Source organism: Asaia sp. VD9 (assembly GCF_037150015.1).
Taxonomy (GTDB): domain Bacteria; phylum Pseudomonadota; class Alphaproteobacteria; order Acetobacterales; family Acetobacteraceae; genus Asaia.
The window spans coordinates 1-16,224 of the sequence record NZ_JBBCQM010000020.1 but is presented as its reverse complement, the minus strand read 5'-3'; the positions used below and the strand labels follow the sequence as shown (position 1 = coordinate 16,224).

Here is a 16,224-nt window from a genome sequence, read left to right as displayed (position 1 = left end):
GTGGCGATATCGGCGCTGCGGTCGAGGCAGCGATCGGATGGAATGATCTCGGCCGCGAGGTCGATGAAGCCCGCAAGCTGATCCGCCCCGATTCGGTCGATCCCGTCGCGGTCGCCGCGACCAATTACCCCGTCCTCCGACAGGTCGGTCCCTCGTTCATCGCCTCGTTCACATTCGGGGCGGTGCCAGCCTGCCATGCGCTCGCGCGAGCGGTCGCGATCATGCGCGACCTTCATTTTGGTCATCTGCGCAAATTGCCTGCAGGCACGCCAGTCGGCTTCATCCGGCAAGCTTGGCGTCGGGCGATCGGCACCGGCATTCCCGATCGCAGGATCTATGAATTGTGCGTGCTGGTCGAGCTTCGCGACCGGCTTCGCGCCGGCGACATGTGGGTCGAGGGAAGCCGACGCTATCGTGCTGTCGAGCAGCAACTCATTCCTGCCCCCGTATTCGCCAACATGCGCGCGGCCGGCCCCTTGCCGATACCGGCACCGGATACGGCCGATATCTGGCTGGCCGAACGACGCGCCCGCCTCGCCCGTCGATTGGCCGAGGTCGAGCGAAAGGCGGAGACGGACGCGCTGGAAGACGTGCAGCTCAGCTTGGGCAGGCTGCGGATTTCGCCCTTGAAGGCGATTACTCCCGAGGAATCCGATACCGCCCTTGCGCCGCTCTATGCGCATCTGCCCGCGATCCGCATCACCGACCTTCTTGCCGAAGTCGATCGATGGACCGGGTTCAGCCAGTGCTTCACGCATCTGCAAAGTGGCCGTGCCGCGGATGAACCACGTGCGATCCTCACGGCGGTGCTCGCCGATGCCACCAATCTGGGCCATACGCGCATGGCGGAAGCCTGCAATCTCGTGACCCAGCGCCAACTCGGTTGGCTCGCCTCGTGGCATCTGCGCGAGGAAACCTACGGTCGCGCGCTCGCCCGGCTTGTCGACGCCCAACACACCGCGCCGCTGGCCGCGCTGTTCGGGTCCGGCACCTCGTCCAGCTCAGACGGTCAGAACTTTCCGCTCGACCGCCGCGCCCAGGCAACCGGCGCAGTCAATCCGCACAAGGGGACAGAGCCGGCTGTCTCCTTTTACAGCCACGTCTCGGATCGCTACGCGCCGTTCCATTCCACAGTTATCTCCGCTTCGGCGAGCGAGGCGGCACAGGTGCTCGACGGGCTGCTCCACCACGGCGCCGATCTGCACATCGAAGAGCATCACGTCGATGGCGGGGGCGTCTCCGACCATGTGTTCGCGCTATGTCATCTGCTTGGGTTCCGGTTCGCGCCGCGTATCCCGAATATCGCCGCACGCCGTTTGCACCTGTTTAACGGCATCGAACCCGGCCCCGATATTGCGCCGCTGGTCGCGGGCCGCATCGACGAAGGTCTGATCGAGGCACACTGGGACGACGTGCTGCGACTGGGAACCTCGATCCGCACAGGCGTCGTCAGCGCCTCGATCATGCTGGAACGGCTCGGCTCCTATCCACGCGCCAACGGCCTGGCACTGGCGTTGCGCGAGATCGGTCGCGTCGAGCGTACCCTGTTCACGCTCGACTGGATCGAGCAGCCCGAACAGCGTCGCCGCGCCACCCGCGAACTCAACAAGGGAGAAGCGGAAAATGCCCTGAAACGCGCCATCTTCTTCCATCGCATCGGCCGTATCCGCGATCATGCGCTGCAAGCCCAAAGCCATCGGGCGAGCGCGCTGAACCTCGTCGCCGGTGCCATCGTCCTGTGGAACACGACCTACCTGCAAGCCGCCCGGATGCATCTCGCCAACCTCGGCCGGCCGGTCCCGCCGGACCTGCTGCAACACCTATCACCGCTCGGTTGGCAGCATATCAATCTCACCGGCGATTACCTCTGGACCGATCCCGATGCGCCATCCACCGCGCTCAGACCGCTTCGCCAGATGCGCGCCGTCGAAGGCACGGCAAAACCTTAGCGTATATCTGGGTCCGTTCTGTGTACCGACCCCTTCCCGAAGGATGCCCGGACGCGATGGCCGCCCGAGGTGTGCCGCTATCCGAGGCAGAGGCGGCAATACCGGGGCATGTGAGGCGCTGGCTGGCAGAAAGCAGCGCCTATCAGGAAGCATTGCCGGAAGGGTATGCAAAGGCGAGGACAGCCGAGCGCAAGGCCGCACAAGAGGCGAGACGAAAGCCAGACGAAAGCCACTATCCGATGCCGGCCGCCTTTGTGCTGGAAGTCTCGACCGGGGCCGGGAAATCACACGCCACGCTCAACGCCATCGCCGGGGCATTGAGAGCGGGCGAGATCACGGGGAGCGTAGGATTTGCCTGCCCTACGGTGAAGCTGGCTCAAGAGCAGGCCGAGGCATTCCGCAAAATCGCGCCCGAGATCGTCTGTCGCGTCTATCGGGGGATGGACCAGGAAGACCCGGACGCCATCGAGACCGACCCAGAGACCGGCAAGCCGTGGGGAATGTGTCGCAACCTGGGTGCGGTGAAGATGGCGAGGGAGTTAGACCTTTCCGCTGCCGAAGCAGTCTGCGATGCCAAGACGACAGACAGCGAGGGCAATAAAGTCTTTGTCTGCCCATTCCGTGACCAGTGCGGATATCGGAAGCAGAAAGCTGCGCAAGGCGTCCGGGTCTGGTTCCTTGCCCATGCCGTCACGATCTGCCCACGTCCTGCCTGCATGTCTGATCTTGCTGCGATGGCGGTTGATGAGACCCCAGAAACTCTGGGCATAGGCGAGAAAGGCCAGACGATAAGCCATCACCGCGCTGGCTGGTCCTTCCCGGAATGGCTGGATAGCGAAGCACGAGCGGGGGATAACACGGGCCGCCACGGGACGCGGGACATAGACCGCGCCCGCCATGTCAGAAATGATCTTATCCCCGGCCTGCTGACCACCAATGGTGCTGGACACCTGCGCCGCAAGACATTGGAGCGATACGGGGTAGAGGCCCCAGCCTTGCAAGACTACATCGACGCCGAAAACAGATTGCAAAGCGGAGTGCTGAAAGCCAGCGCCGAGCGATACAATGCGCCAGACACAAGGGAGCAGGAAGCCGAGCGCCTAACATGCCGCAAGGTGTCAGGCCTGATCGTTGGCTTTCTGCTGGAATGCAAGCGCCTGTTAGATGATGGCGTGACCGCATCCGGGCGGATCGAGGTCATAGCGCCGGCCGATGACGGGAAGCCATGGACTGCTGACTTCCGCCGTGTTGCCTCTATTCACCCAGGCTTTCGAGTTCCAACCCTGATCCTGTCCGCCACGCCCTCGGAAACGCTTCTACGCCATCGCTTCCCGAGCCTCACAAAACTTGAGCCGATCATTGCCGCTGCACCGTTTATGCACATTTCGCAGGACGTTTGCAGGGCATGGGGCAAGACGGCCCTGTTCGATATCAGCTCCGGCGAGACCGGAAAGCGGGAAGAAACCGCAAAGCCCGCCGCTGTTCGCAAGCTGATGGCTCGCATCCGCCGCGAGATCAGGCCATATCGCCGCATTCTGGTAGTCTCACAAAAGCCCGTCATCGCTGCCCTGAGAGATCACGCCGAGACCACGCCCGGAGGCTGGCCCGACAAGATCGCAACCGCCCATTTCAACGCTGTTTCCGGCCTGAATGCATGGGGGCCGGGACCGGGGGGCGATGGCGTTGATCTGGTGATCGTCATTGGTCGCCTTTACCCGCCCGCGCTTGATATCGAGAGGCAGGCCGAGGCCCTGACCGGGGAGCCGATCGAGCGCATCGAGCGGGACGGGAACAAGCCTGTTTACTTCCCGCGACAAGCCGCCCGCTACCTGATGGCCGATGGATCGAGCCGAGTCATCGAGGACAAGCGCCAGTACCACCCGGACGAGACAGCAAGCGCCTTGCTGCATTCCAGTATGACCGGCGAGATCGTGCAGGCCATCGGTCGAGCAAGAGGCGTGAGGCGTACCGAGGCCAATCCCTGCCGGGTTCTGGTCCTGTCAGATGTTCCCTTGCCGCTGCCCATCAATGAACTGATCGAGGATACCAGCCACGCGCCGGACGTGTTCGAGGAAATGGCGAGCGTTGGGGGCATTGTCTGCGAAGGGGGCCGGGACGCTGGGCGGCTCTATCACGGCGTCATCTGGGGTAGTCCGGGAGACGACGCGCCGGAAGATATCGAGCGTTCGATTGAGGCAGGGAAAAAGGCTGTCACCCGCGCCATGGCGGATCGGAAACAGGCAATTCCAGTTGGGGACAAAGCCTATAATAAATACTCTTCTATAGGGAATGTCCCCAACTGGAATGACGACACTGCCCGGCTTGTTATGGGGAATGTAGCTCCCCTAGAAGCCGTCACTTACCAGAAGGCGGGGCCTAGACAGAGACCAGCAAGGCTATGGTTTGACCCCTCGCGTCTGAGTGCCGGGGAAGTGCGAAAGAGAGTGGAAGCCGCTCTAGGGCCGCTGGTCCGGTTCGACATTGCCGATGGCGCGGCCGCTCCGCTGGTTGCCGCTGATGGCAGGGGGATTGAGCGTGGCCGGATCGCTGATAGCAGCGGACCTGAGCGAATAAATGGAGGCGTTGATAGCAACGAGACTGAACGTATCCCGCCCATCATTGCGCCACCTGATAGCAGGGGGGCTGAGGCTATCGGATATCAGTTCGATCTCTTCCGTGGGGCCATGCACGATCTGACTGAAAGCCTGGGCGTAGCCTATGACCCAGAAGCCGAGAAAGCGGCCTTGCGGGTTGTTGTTGGCATGGCGGCTCTTCGCGTAGCTGGGGCGACCGTAGCGCCCGCTCAATCGGTGGCTGTGGCCTGGGCCTTTGACGCCCTAGATCAAGCCGGAAAAGGCGATGTGCTGACGTATGCTATCGACCATCTGGGAAGTGATGACCGCAAGGCGTTTAGATCAGTCATGCCGTGGCCTGGTGCTGCCAAGCGCCCGCCTGGTCAGACACGGCTTGAATGGATGAATGAGCACTACGGGCGAGACCTACCAGCATGGGCGAGCGCGATAGGGGGCACCGCTCCTATGGGGGCGCTGTCCGGTCCTTAACATTCCTCAACATGCCGTATTCTGATTCCTGGTTTTTTCTGGTTCCGGCTCTCTGAATTCCGGGTGAAAAACAATCAATGAAAGCAAGACACGCGCGCACGTTGATATGTCGGAAATCGGCTTAGTAAATGCTATACTCGACCCCATGAAGGGACCGAATAAAGCCGCCCGCTGCGCCCGTTGGAAAGCCGCCCGCGCCGAGCAGGACCGGGCCTTTGCTGCGTGGCTTTCTGAGAACGCCGAACGCCTTGGCAAGCTAACCAGAGCCAGCCGAAGCATTGCCAAAAAAGAGGCATGGTCTGCCCTGTCGCCATCGGGGCCGTCAGTTCCTTCCGCACGATCTGAGGCGCGCAAGAAAGCCAAAGAGGCAAAGCGGGCGGCATGGTTTGCCATGAGGGCCGAAGTTGAGGCCGAGATACTGAGAGATATACGGGCCGGAAGGCTGGGGCGTTCGGGGCTGTCCTGATGCCTGTTCCCGGCCATTTGATGATGGCAAATCATCCCTGCCTCACGCGCACACACGCGCTTGCGCGTACTGCGTGGATAATGGCCCCACACCTGCCAACCGAGGCGCTGTCTCATTATGCGCGTTGATATGTGGAATTTGTGGTTTTGTGTTCTTGCCCCAGCAAACTGAGAGTTTGCATTTGTATATGGAGCGAGAAAATCCGTGTCACTCTTCTGTCACTCTCGTGTAGGCGTCGCGTCACTCTCTGACACTGAACCCGGCAGGGTGCATTTGTGTATGGAGAGGCCAAAAACTTGCATCCACCTTGCGTCTGGCCTGCATCCGCTGTGCATCCGATCAATGGCATCCCCTTTTGCGTCAACCTGACGCAAAAGCCCCTTCTCACACGCGCACACGCGCCCGTGCGTACTGGTGCGGAAATTCGGATGCCTGCCCCGCCTCTCTGCCTAGTTGGGCGATGCCGTCACGCTGTTTGGTCATAGGCCTCCCCAACTTTGGGGAGACCACGGAAGGTGTCCTCAAACTTGAGGGGGCCAGAAAAGGGGATCGCGTTTCGCTATACCCTTGCCGGTCATGGGGCCTGATCCGAATAGACCCCTCCGCTGTTCCTGCGCTGTAAGATCAGGACAAGGGGGTAACGAAACGATACCCCCACCAAAAAAAGGGGGCGGCGTTTCACCACCCCCTTGCCCGCGCTGCGATTGTCTAGCGTTAGAAACCGCGTGCAGGCATGGCCGATCTGGCGACCCCTTGGCGATGGGGCTATGGCCGCTTGCGTGAAAGCCACAAGCGGACTTCAGCAATCGCCCATATCAACACAGACAGCGTAATTCCGATGCTCAGGTGGTCGGGAAAGGTGATGGACAGCATGGGGGTTCTCCTTCCCCATGGCCTTTCTCACAGCAGGTTTTGGAGTGTCATGCTGAAGGATTTCAGCACCTATATTTTCAAGGACGATCTCGTCTTGGCACACACGGACTGATTGCTGCTCTGGGCGCCCAACTAAGGCTACTACATCCACCTATTGAAAACCTATCATGATAGGTTCATTATCTGCTGATGCCAGTGGTGATGCGAATAGCGGGATATCGCGTTGTGATCTTTCCGAACGATCACAAGCCTCCGCATGTGCATGTCATCGGGCCAGACGGGCAAGCAATCGTAAGTCTTGAGAAGCCTGCACGCCTGCTACGAGTTGAAGGCATAAGCCACCGCGAAGGCTCCAAACTGGCTAAGGCGGTTGAGGAACATGCGGAAGCGCTGTCGAAAGAGTGGGAGGCGATCCATGGTCAGTGAAGCGGAATACAGACAGGCGGTGGAAGCAGGTCAGGAATATGCCAAGGCCACGCCGGGCGTGGTCGCTGCGGGTTATGACGCGACGACAGGCAGGGTCACGGTAGAACTGACCAATGGGGCTCGGTTCGAGTTTCCTGCCCGCAAGATACAGGGATTGCAGGACGCAACAGATGCCCAGCTAGCTAAGGTTGAGCGTATGGGCCGATACGCCTTGTGCTGGGAGGAATTGAACGCTGATATCCTGGTGCCTGAACTGATGGCAGGGATATTTGGGACGCGGGCGTTTATGGCCGCGCAGGCTGGCCGGGTCACGTCTCCCGCCAAGGCTGCGGCATCACGGCGCAATGGGATTAAGGGTGGAAGGCCCAGGAAGGCGGCTTGATGGTTAAGGTTTGGGGACATGGAGAAGGGGACGATTTCACGTGCCCACATTGTCAGGCCCGGTATGCAGTAACAATCATGCGCCTTCCTGTCCGGGAGAGGGATAGTGCGACTTGCCAAAAATGCGGGAAGGTTATGAATACGTGGAATAGCACGGAAACATATTCTTACTCGCTCATAGACGAGGGTTAGTCGCCATATAGGGCAGGGGTCACATCGGAAGTGGCCCCCTGCCGGTTAGTCTATCGAATGCGCGATACCATGTTGCGACAGCCAGTCAGACTTTTGGTGTCCGCCTGACTCTTGGGCACCAGACCAACAAAGCTCCTACAATAGCGAAGCCCCATTCGTTGCTTTCCATCCTTGTGAGGCGCTTTTGCTGATCGTCATAAACGACGCTCCAGACATGGCCTGCTGATGGATCTGCTTTCAGGGCAGCTAGGTTGGGTGATGGCTCTCGACTAAATAGGAGAGCGAGTGCCAGGGCATATCCGATGCAGAGGACGCCTATTGTGCGTGTTGGCGTCCATTCCGATGGCATAGTGAAGTGCATAGGTTATTCTCAAGGCTTGCGAGTGAGAGGCTAATTGCGCGTGTGGAACGCAATAAAGTCTTCGATGTCTTCGCCAAACCATTCTTGGCGAGTTACACTATCTTCAATACGCCTTACTTCGCATGGGGGCGTAATGGACGACGCGACAAAAGCGGCTTCATGAGCAAAATCCGCCAGAGTGACAGCGTCTGACCCGTCCGGCTGAGTTATATTCACGATATATCGGGGCATTGTTTTCTTTCTTTATTGTGAGACCATCATATAGAAGTGGATTGATGTCGAATTAACACATATAACAAATAGTTTAGTTATGGATATTTACTTGCTTTATGCTCTTCGCAAAGTCTTATTATTTCTTCTCTAAGTGTTCTTATTGATATTTGCTGAGAATAAATATTTATGGTGCATTCGGGAGAATTCCCTACTTTTGAAATAGTGCCCTCCCACGTTATATTATGTATTCCCTGGGGAATCGGCACCATTTTTCCTGTTCCTGCATCTTGCACAGAGCAATCTGGTTCGAACTTATACATATTCATTAGATCATCCTTCTTTTTAGGCTTTGGAGGCAATAAATACACTTCATCACTTCACCTCTGCCGCGACACCGTAGCGGGCGAATTGGTCCGCCAATCCAGCAAGCAAGATCGCCTTGGCAGTGGTCCGCTGTTGAGCCGCCAACACGTTCAGGGCTGTGTGTGTTTCGTCCGATAGTCGCAAGGTCATAGAGCGCACGTTGTCTGGGAGCGTTCGGGGCCGTCCTGCCTTGGACTGTTCCTGACCTGTAAGATCAGGAGACGATGGCGCGGGGGGGACTGCACCGGGCTTCTTTGCCGCGAGAGCGCCGAGGGACATAGGGGCCTTTTTAGCCATTGAGATATGCCTTTTTTAGATAGCGCCAGAGAGCGCGGGTTTCTTGATCTGCTTTGCCGCCGGGTTCGTACTCAAAAGCCGACCGGCCATCGTTGAGGCAGTAAGAGAGAGCCGCCCGCATCGAGACGACAGGAGGGGCCACGGGTAGGCCGAGCGTGTTCGCTACGGCGCGGGCTTCTGCGGTTAGCGTGGGTTCATTCTCTGACCGGGGCGGAGGGCATTGGTTCAGGACGATCACGCCGGAGGTGCCGGATGCCGTCACAAGCTGCGCCGTTGCTGCTACCGCCCGAAGATCGAGGATGCCGGGGCGCGTGGGAATGACTGCGACCGTTGCCGATCGGATAGCCTGCATGGTTTCCGCCTCGACGCTTGGCCGAGTATCCACGATCAGCAAGTCAAAGCCGTCTGCCCGCGCTGCTTCCTGAATCATGGGCAGGTCAGACGCAGGGCGTTCGATCAGGGTTATGTCGTCGCCTTCTCGCGTTTCCCACCATGAGGCCGCCGAGCGTTGCGGGTCACAATCGACCAGGGCGACACGCAGGCCATCGGAAGCCGCGAGCGCCGCAAGGTTGAGGGCAAGGGTTGTTTTGCCGGTTCCGCCCTTTTGGGCCACCACGGCTAAGGTTTTGAGTTTATCGCGCTGCATGGCCACATGATTGGCCGCGTTTCATAATTAAATCAATCTGGAATGATTGATGCCGATAACTCTAAAGTCGTTCGCCATGCCCCATGGGTGCTCATTTTAGGCGGAAACGTCAGTCACCATCTTCATCCAGAAGATCATAGCTATCTTCGGGTGAGGGAAAGATCGTGCTGAATAATTCGTTGGGCGGCCTGCGATATTTCCGAACGATCTTCACCTCGACGACAGGGAAGAGATCGTCGAGATCGATGATGACTAGGCCTGCTGCGAGGGCTTCATCTTGCAGTCGTGCAATCGTTGAGGCGTGAAGACGGCGAGTGCCCAACGAAGTCATGAGCTGCCAGCGCGTTAGTATGAACCGCCCTCGTGGCTTACCCCGAAATTCGGTACGATAGAGATTCTTGATACCTTTGATTGCATTGTCGAGGCTATCTTGCGTTACGGATGCCATGTTTATCTCCATCAGATTGACCTATAGATACACAGAGTTGATCTATAGGTCAACTCCTACATGAATGACGCACCCGCATGATCCTTGAGCAGATTGGCGCGGGAGACATAGCCGCGAAGAACCTCAAGATTTTTGTGACGGCTAACCTCGGCAATGCGGATCGCGTCATGCCCCGCCTCTGCGCCGGACGTGATGAAGCCAGAGCGGAGGCTGTGCCCTGAGAAGTCGGAAGGATCGAGGCCCGCCTGTCTTGCCGCATCCTTGACGATATCCGCCGCCGCCCGATCTGACAGCGATACGCCAACCGCGCCGCCCTTGTTGATGCTGCGAAAGATCGGGCCGGACGTGATGCCTGCTGCCTCGCACCATGCCGTGACGGCATCGAGGGGGCGAAGGCGTGACCCGTTGAGAATGCCGATTGTCTGGCCTGCGCCTTCCTGGTCTGTCTTGCTGCGCCGGATCGTCACGATGGCGCCGCCATCGACCGGCTGGATATCCTCGACGGCAAGCGCCATCAGTTCCGAGCGCCTGAACGCGCCAGCAAAGCCGAGTGCCAGCAATGCCCGATTGCGAAGCCCTGCGAGATCGTCACCGCATGTCGCCAGCATGAGCGCCAGACGATCCGCTGTGGCCGGGGCTTTCTTGTCCGGGGCCGTTCCGATGATGCGCCGCATCCCCTTTAGAGCATCCTTCACCTTGCGAGAGCGCCCAAAGCCGTCATGGCCTACCAGTTCATGAGCGCATGAGATCGCCGCAACGGCGCGTGATATCGTCGCTGCCCGCTTCCCTTGCTGCATGAGCATTGAGACATAAGCCGCCACCGTTTCGGGTCGCGCCGGGAGGGATGACACGCCCTGGGCGCTGCACCACCGCGAGAACGCCGCGCAACTGGTTCGGTAAGCCCGCAACGTCGCAGGCGAGAGCGCCGCCGCTGCCAGCATGTCCGCCGCCTGCGAGATGTTGACCGGGAGCGTTTCAGGAGCGGGATCAGGGAGGCTGAGGGCGTTCGTCATTTCGCTTCCGAGAATGAGGGTTCTCGGAAGCTATATATATCGACTGACTTAACTCTTGCAATAAATAATTTAAGGTGGATAGAATGATTACAGGACGACGCGAGGCCGCGAACCTCAGCGCCGTCCCTAACCACCAATCGGAGCACCCGACTAATGGCTTTCCCTTATGTAGCATGTGGCGCGGCTCATACCGACGCTGATCTTTCAGTACAACCCACAAGCCCGCTGATCGCGCTTTCGTTACATGCGCTTTCCGGCATCGCTGCCGCGTTCGTTCTGGCCGTATCTGTCTATGCCGTCGCAACGCCTGACCAGAGCGCCGGACACCGTGCAGCGCCGCGCATGGAGGCTGTGCAATGAAGCGGGACGAAACCAAAGCCGCCCTGGCTGACCTCAACCAGTCATCACACGCCATCGGCTGCCTGTCCCTGCTGCTGCGCTTTGCCGGTTCCTACGCATCGGGCGGGACTGACTGGCCGAGCAAGGAAGTATCTGCCCTTGGCGCTGCCGTGGTCTGGGCGGCTCTTGAGATCGAACGCCATTCAGACGTGATCGACGCCGCGAAAGAGACCATCGAGGCCAGCCGCCCGGAGGCTATGCGATGAGCCGCCGCGATCTGATCCATTCAACCTACTCTGACCTCTATTCAATGGCCGAGATCATGGCCGCCTTTGCGAGCGCGTCCGAGCCTGCGCCGCTCGACATGCTGGCCGCATGGGCAAAGCGCCTTGCTGTCTCGCTGGATAATGCCAGCCGGGGAGGGGGCCAGCCATGAGCCGGGAACTAGGGAAACTGTCACGCGAGGAAGAGGACGCGATCCTAGAGATGCGGGATCAAACGGTTCTCATTTACGACGCCGAACACATGGCCCGCATGATGGTCACGGCGCTGCGTGGTCCGGACGCTTACGAGGCTTCGGACTCTATCGAATGGCTAGGCCATCAACTTGTGACAACGCTGGGGCGACTGGCGGGACACATCGCCAATGCTGACCAGTCAGGAAAAGCTATGGGCGCAAGCAAACGCGCGATCGAGCAAGGCCGCCAAGCCTTTGACGCGATGCGGGCCGATCGCGCCCAAACACAAGGGGCCGCATAATGGGACGCCCTCGCGCCGTCTGGCACCCATCACGGGTTAAGGAACTGATCCGCCTGCGAGAGAGCGGGCATTCGTGGCGAGAGATTGGGGCGCGGCTGAACCTGCCGCACGTCACCTGTTCCCGTTACTGGTCCGGGGTTCTGGGCCGCCCATCTGATCGCCTTTCCCGATGGCACAACCGAAGAAGGAGGCCGCTTGCATGAGCAGCAAACCGAATGACGCCCTGGCCTCTATCGGCATTCGTGACCCTATTGAAGCAGGCCGGGAATGGGCCGTTTCCGTATGGGGCGTTGATGGCGCACCGCTGGCAGACATCAAGCCATCCTTGCAAGCCATGCTGACCGTGATCCGCGTCAACCTGGAAGCCATGCCGCATGTTCCTGCCTTCTATGTCGCGCATCACCTATTGGCGTTTGAGACGATGGCGAAAGCCCGCCTCATGGATCTTTACATCGCGACCCACAACAAGCCGCACGGCAACGCATGAGTGCCCGCCGCAAGTCCTGGCGCGATGGTCTGCCCTTAGCCCCTGCCGATCGTCTGGCAGGTATCGGGGCCGCCGCGTCTGACCTTTCCATTCTGGCCGATCTGGCCCGCTGCACAAGCGAAAGCCCGCGTTCGCATCCCGAGGCGATGGGCTGGCTTGCACGGCAAATCGAGGATCGCGCCGTATTCATTCAAGAGAGCATCACATGACATTAGGACTAGGAACGAAAGAAGCTCCCATACCTGCCGATCTTGTCGATTGGGGGTTTGCCGATTGCATCACGCTAGACGGAGGTGCCGGGTCTGGCCGTCCGTTCTATCTGATCGTGCATATGAAGCATGACGCCTTTCTTCACATCGGCATAAGCGACGACACCGAGAGCCTGCGCCGCCTGGGCCGAAGCCTGAGCGCCGAACATGGCCTGCGCTTCCTCGACTATACGCAACCGATCATGACGCCTCTCGCGCCGCGCTGTCAGTTCCTCCGCTCTTTGTCCGCCATGCTGGATGACGAGGAAGAAGCAGACACGCCAAGCCTCGACGCCGGGAGCGTGGCCGATTGGTGCTTTATAGGTGGCATGGATCACGCGGGGTTTGTCGCTGCCCTGGACGACGCCAAAGCCCACGCCATCGCCAGCGCGGGAGAATTTCTTGAGTCCATAAAAAAGGAGGCGACTGCCACCGATGGCGCCGAGGCGGTGCAGGACATGGCCGATCTTGTGGCAGAGCATGAAGCAAGGCGCTTTGCCTGCCTGGTCGCTGCCAATCCATACCAAAGCACGGGGGCCATCCAATGATCCGCCGCCCGTGCCCTGCCTTCCTCGCAAAACGCCCGATCCTACGCAGCATTGTCGGGGCTGTCCTTATGGCCGTCTGCAATGGCGTTCTCGGCATTGCGAACGCTGCCGCCTCACGCCTTTGCCCTCTTGCTTTGGGCATTGCCTGCCCTGATCGGAACGAAACGCCGTGACCAATCCGCACGATGACGACGACATGAACTCAATGCCGGTCCTGCATACGCCTCCTGATCGGATCACCTGGGGGCTGGTCAAAGAGCTATTCATCCTCGACAGCCAGGACGACGCGGGGCGCTGGTATTTCTGGCCGTGTGTCGCGTTCGTGGATAACCGATGGGAAAGACTGCATGAGCCGCATGATATCGCCAGCGCCCGCCAGCTATGCGCCAGGCTGTCCGCCATTCACGATAGGCCGGTAAGGGACTGGACCCGGCCCGCACCCGCTGCCCTGATCCGGCCTGAAATCGTTTTCGCTCACCTTATGGGCGCCCTGTCCGATGGCGAGCCGGTAAAGATGCCCGAATGGGGGCCGGGATGGGATTTCACCGATAGCCTGTTTCTCGACGGGGGCGACGATGACGACCTTCTGAGAGAGCTTGAGGCCATGCGACGCCCGTTCATCGACGCCATAGCAGAAGGGACCGCCACCGAGTCGCAGGCCATCGAGGCGCTGGATATCGCAAAAGGGGAGGCGATCAGGCGATGGCGTATGCTTCATGCTGCCAATGAAAAGCTGCCTTACAATCCCGCCGCGTTCGACGGGTAAGGCTTTCTTTCGCGGTTGATCCTGCAACGCGAGAACAACAGGCAGGCTCGCGCCGTGTCACCAGCGTATCACCTCCGCATCACGGTAGTGTCAGCATGGGGTCAAAGTGGGGACACGGTGAGCAGGAACACACAAATGCAGACTTTCAGTCTGGCTGACAGAAGCGACCCGACTTGCCCTGCAAGCAAACATGCGACTATCCGCAACCATGCGCGACTATCGACAATCATTTCCGGTAAAAGTGTGAGTTTACCCGGCAAACGGAATGGGCATTTAAGCGCATTTGAGCGCCAGCCTGCGGGTTGATAGTGACGCTAGGTCACATGACACCGGAAAGGTGCAATAGTGCCCTGTGCGAGCTTCTATGCGGATACTTTGCAAAAAGGGCGTGTCGCGGGCGCGAGGCTGTGCTAGTTCATCTGAGTAATGATGAAACTCCGAGACACCTTTGAACCTGGATGGCCTGAGAATGGCCCCGGCTTCGTCTCGCGCATACAGAAAAGGCCAGGTAGCGGTTCCAACGCTACCCGGCCCTTCCGTTGGTTTTCGTCATTCCGTCGGTCAGAACTGACCAGTTTCGAGCAGCAAGCCGAGACAATCGGACAAGAGACCAGAACCCAGGCTTTCCAAAAAACGGAGCAACACAAACCGTCGCTGGTTTTGTTCCATAATGGAAAATCCGGGGCTCGACTATCTGAAAAATGGTCTTTTGCCCGCTCGTCCCTGCCTGCTGCCGTCCTTCAATCCATGAGCGGAAGCAGCACGAGAGATGAGCACTGCCTTAGAAACAACTGACTTTTTGCCCCTTGCCGATGCTTTGAGAGTGTTGGCTGATATGGGCGTAAAAAATTCTCGGTCGCACCTCTATAGCCTGGCCCGTGAGGGCGTCATCCCCACGATTCGTCTTGGCTTTGCCTGTGGCGTCCGCCGCGATGATCTGCCCGAAATTGCCGCGACCGTGAACGCCATAGGCGATCGCCGAAAGCGCACCCGCACGTCATCCACCATCGCCGCCAACGCATAAGAAAAAGGCCCGCCGGAAGCCAATTCCGGGGGCCTTCTCACTATGTCGTTTTTGCAGCGCGACGGGCGAGAAAGTACCCTGAATTGGCTTCCGTGGCAAGGAAATAGCCCGGATGACCACCCCAAAAAGCCAGAGCGGACATAGAACCTCGACACTGAGAGGGGGCCGCTTATGAGCAAGCGCCGCGCCTTCATCCCGCCTGAGATCGCCGCCGAGATCAAAGCCCGTGCGGCTTCCGATATCGCAGGTCTGGCCGATCATTTCTTGCTAGGCGAGTATCCGAGACGAAAGGCGACACGCGGGGGCATTGAGTACGCCAGAGACAAAGCGGGGCGCCGGACATGGACAGCCACCACAACCGGGCGGTTTGCTGGATGGGTAAAAGATTGGCGAGGGCATAACCGGGACGCCATCGACTTCATACGCGACCGCATGGGGTGCGACTTCACCGAAGCTCTGCATTGGCTGGCTGATCGCTACGGTGTCGCGCTTTCCGATCAAATGACCGCCGAGGAACGCGCCAGACGTTCCGAAGAATACCGCGCCAAGGAAGCGGCAAGGCAGGCCGAACAGGAACGCCAGAGAGAGCAGCAAGAGCGGATCGACAGGGCCGCGCATGAGGCCGCCGAGATCGTGGCCTGCGCCATCGTGGCCCGCCTTCCTGCCGCAACCTCACACCCCTACGCCGAGCGCAAGCACGTCACCCCGCGAACTGCCCTCTATGCTTCCGAGGCCATCACGGGGCGCCTGCATTCATCGGACGCCCAAAGATGGATCGACAAGGCGACCGCTGCCAAAGCCGGGGATCTGGTCATACCGATGCAAGACGCATCGGGCCGTGTCATCAACGTGCAGACGATCACGCCAGACGGAACAAAGCGGTTCCTTATGGGGGGGCAGAAGCAGGGCGCTTTCCACGTCATACCGGGGATCGAGCCGGGGTTTCTTGTTGAGGGGTACGCCACCGGCCTGACCGTGGCCGAGGCGACAGGCCGCACCGTGTTCGTGGCGTTCGACGCTGGCAACCTTGGCGCTGTAGCCGAGATCGTAAGGCCGCGCCTGTGTGCCGTTGCGGCTGACAATGACGAAAGCTGGACAGGAGAGAACAAGGCCCGCGCCACCGGCCTGCCCTTCCTGATGCCGCCCACCGTAGGGCATGACTGGAACGATCACGCACAAGCTGAGGGACGAGCGGACACCGCCGCCAGGCTGGCCGAGATCACTCGGACGCTTCCCGGGGTCAGGACATAGAACGGGCACAGATATACGCTAAGCGTCTCTGCGCGCACTTATGGGTCGACTCTATGCGTCGACGACTCCAGCATTCCAAAGGCATCCATCGGACAGTTGTAGCATCGCCTCT

General features: G+C 59.5%; 19 protein-coding genes. 16 read left to right on the top strand and 3 right to left on the bottom strand.

The annotated features are described in order from the left end of the window. The 6 genes from WFJ47_RS15735 to WFJ47_RS16585 form a co-directional block, all read left to right on the top strand. Positions 1-1,949: Tn3-like element ISMpo10 family transposase (locus WFJ47_RS15735; RefSeq protein WP_336764272.1), on the top strand; the 1,949-nt coding region annotated here is incomplete at its 5' end. A 56-nt stretch (positions 1,950-2,005) separates the two neighbouring features. Next, positions 2,006-5,011 (top strand): hypothetical protein, encoded by a 3,006-nt coding sequence (locus WFJ47_RS15730; protein WP_336764271.1) that lies wholly within the window; start codon positions 2,006-2,008, stop codon positions 5,009-5,011. 1,199 nt (positions 5,012-6,210) lie between these two features. Next, positions 6,211-6,462 (top strand): hypothetical protein, encoded by a 252-nt coding sequence (locus WFJ47_RS15725; RefSeq protein WP_336764269.1) that lies wholly within the window; start codon positions 6,211-6,213, stop codon positions 6,460-6,462. A gap of 77 nt (positions 6,463-6,539) precedes the next feature. After that, positions 6,540-6,776, top strand: a complete 237-nt coding sequence (locus tag WFJ47_RS15720) for a DUF4160 domain-containing protein (RefSeq protein ID WP_336764268.1) — start codon at positions 6,540-6,542, stop codon at positions 6,774-6,776. After that, on the top strand, positions 6,766-7,158 hold the full coding sequence (locus WFJ47_RS15715) for a DUF2442 domain-containing protein (RefSeq protein ID WP_336764266.1): 393 nt from the start codon (positions 6,766-6,768) through the stop codon (positions 7,156-7,158). Before WFJ47_RS15720 ends, WFJ47_RS15715 begins: the two co-directional genes overlap by 11 nt. Further along, complete coding sequence (locus WFJ47_RS16585) at positions 7,158-7,349, top strand: MJ0042-type zinc finger domain-containing protein (protein ID WP_408868672.1); 192 nt, start codon at positions 7,158-7,160, stop codon at positions 7,347-7,349. The genes WFJ47_RS15715 and WFJ47_RS16585 overlap by 1 nt, the downstream gene beginning before the upstream one ends. 1,226 nt (positions 7,350-8,575) lie before the next feature. Here the strand turns inward: WFJ47_RS16585 and WFJ47_RS15710 are convergent. The 3 genes from WFJ47_RS15710 to WFJ47_RS15700 form a co-directional block, all read right to left on the bottom strand. Continuing rightward, positions 8,576-9,229 (bottom strand): AAA family ATPase, encoded by a 654-nt coding sequence (locus WFJ47_RS15710; protein WP_336764264.1) that lies wholly within the window; start codon positions 9,227-9,229, stop codon positions 8,576-8,578. Between the two features lie 109 nt (positions 9,230-9,338). Further along, positions 9,339-9,677, bottom strand: coding sequence for a hypothetical protein (locus WFJ47_RS15705; RefSeq protein WP_336764262.1), 339 nt, complete (start codon positions 9,675-9,677; stop codon positions 9,339-9,341). A 56-nt stretch (positions 9,678-9,733) separates the two neighbouring features. Beyond that, complete coding sequence (locus WFJ47_RS15700) at positions 9,734-10,690, bottom strand: site-specific integrase (protein WP_336764260.1); 957 nt, start codon at positions 10,688-10,690, stop codon at positions 9,734-9,736. A gap of 153 nt (positions 10,691-10,843) precedes the next feature. Here WFJ47_RS15700 and WFJ47_RS15695 point away from each other — a divergent pair, with 153 nt between their 5' ends. The 10 genes from WFJ47_RS15695 (at position 10,844) to WFJ47_RS15650 (ending at position 16,112) form a co-directional block, all read left to right on the top strand. Beyond that, a complete protein-coding gene (locus WFJ47_RS15695) occupies positions 10,844-11,050 on the top strand; it encodes a hypothetical protein (RefSeq protein ID WP_336764258.1) in 207 nt (68 codons plus the stop codon). Beyond that, positions 11,047-11,295 (top strand): hypothetical protein, encoded by a 249-nt coding sequence (locus WFJ47_RS15690; RefSeq protein ID WP_336764256.1) that lies wholly within the window; start codon positions 11,047-11,049, stop codon positions 11,293-11,295. The genes WFJ47_RS15695 and WFJ47_RS15690 overlap by 4 nt, the downstream gene beginning before the upstream one ends. Beyond that, positions 11,292-11,465, top strand: a complete 174-nt coding sequence (locus WFJ47_RS15685; RefSeq protein ID WP_332351440.1) for a hypothetical protein — start codon at positions 11,292-11,294, stop codon at positions 11,463-11,465. The genes WFJ47_RS15690 and WFJ47_RS15685 overlap by 4 nt, the downstream gene beginning before the upstream one ends. Beyond that, on the top strand, positions 11,462-11,788 hold the full coding sequence (locus WFJ47_RS15680) for a hypothetical protein (protein ID WP_336764252.1): 327 nt from the start codon (positions 11,462-11,464) through the stop codon (positions 11,786-11,788). Before WFJ47_RS15685 ends, WFJ47_RS15680 begins: the two co-directional genes overlap by 4 nt. 199 nt (positions 11,789-11,987) lie before the next feature. Continuing rightward, positions 11,988-12,275, top strand: coding sequence for a hypothetical protein (locus WFJ47_RS15675; RefSeq protein ID WP_336764250.1), 288 nt, complete (start codon positions 11,988-11,990; stop codon positions 12,273-12,275). Beyond that, complete coding sequence (locus tag WFJ47_RS15670) at positions 12,272-12,484, top strand: hypothetical protein (RefSeq protein WP_336764248.1); 213 nt, start codon at positions 12,272-12,274, stop codon at positions 12,482-12,484. The genes WFJ47_RS15675 and WFJ47_RS15670 overlap by 4 nt, the downstream gene beginning before the upstream one ends. Continuing rightward, positions 12,481-13,071: a hypothetical protein gene (locus WFJ47_RS15665; RefSeq protein ID WP_336764246.1), complete on the top strand. Its 591-nt coding sequence runs from the start codon at positions 12,481-12,483 to the stop codon at positions 13,069-13,071. Before WFJ47_RS15670 ends, WFJ47_RS15665 begins: the two co-directional genes overlap by 4 nt. Positions 13,072-13,240: 169 nt before the next feature. Then, a complete protein-coding gene (locus WFJ47_RS15660; protein WP_336764245.1) occupies positions 13,241-13,837 on the top strand; it encodes a hypothetical protein in 597 nt (198 codons plus the stop codon). A gap of 769 nt (positions 13,838-14,606) precedes the next feature. Further along, positions 14,607-14,861, top strand: a complete 255-nt coding sequence (locus WFJ47_RS15655) for a hypothetical protein (protein ID WP_166930377.1) — start codon at positions 14,607-14,609, stop codon at positions 14,859-14,861. A 171-nt stretch (positions 14,862-15,032) separates the two neighbouring features. Next, positions 15,033-16,112, top strand: a complete 1,080-nt coding sequence (locus tag WFJ47_RS15650) for a toprim domain-containing protein (RefSeq protein WP_336764243.1) — start codon at positions 15,033-15,035, stop codon at positions 16,110-16,112. Positions 16,113-16,224 lie beyond the last annotated feature (112 nt).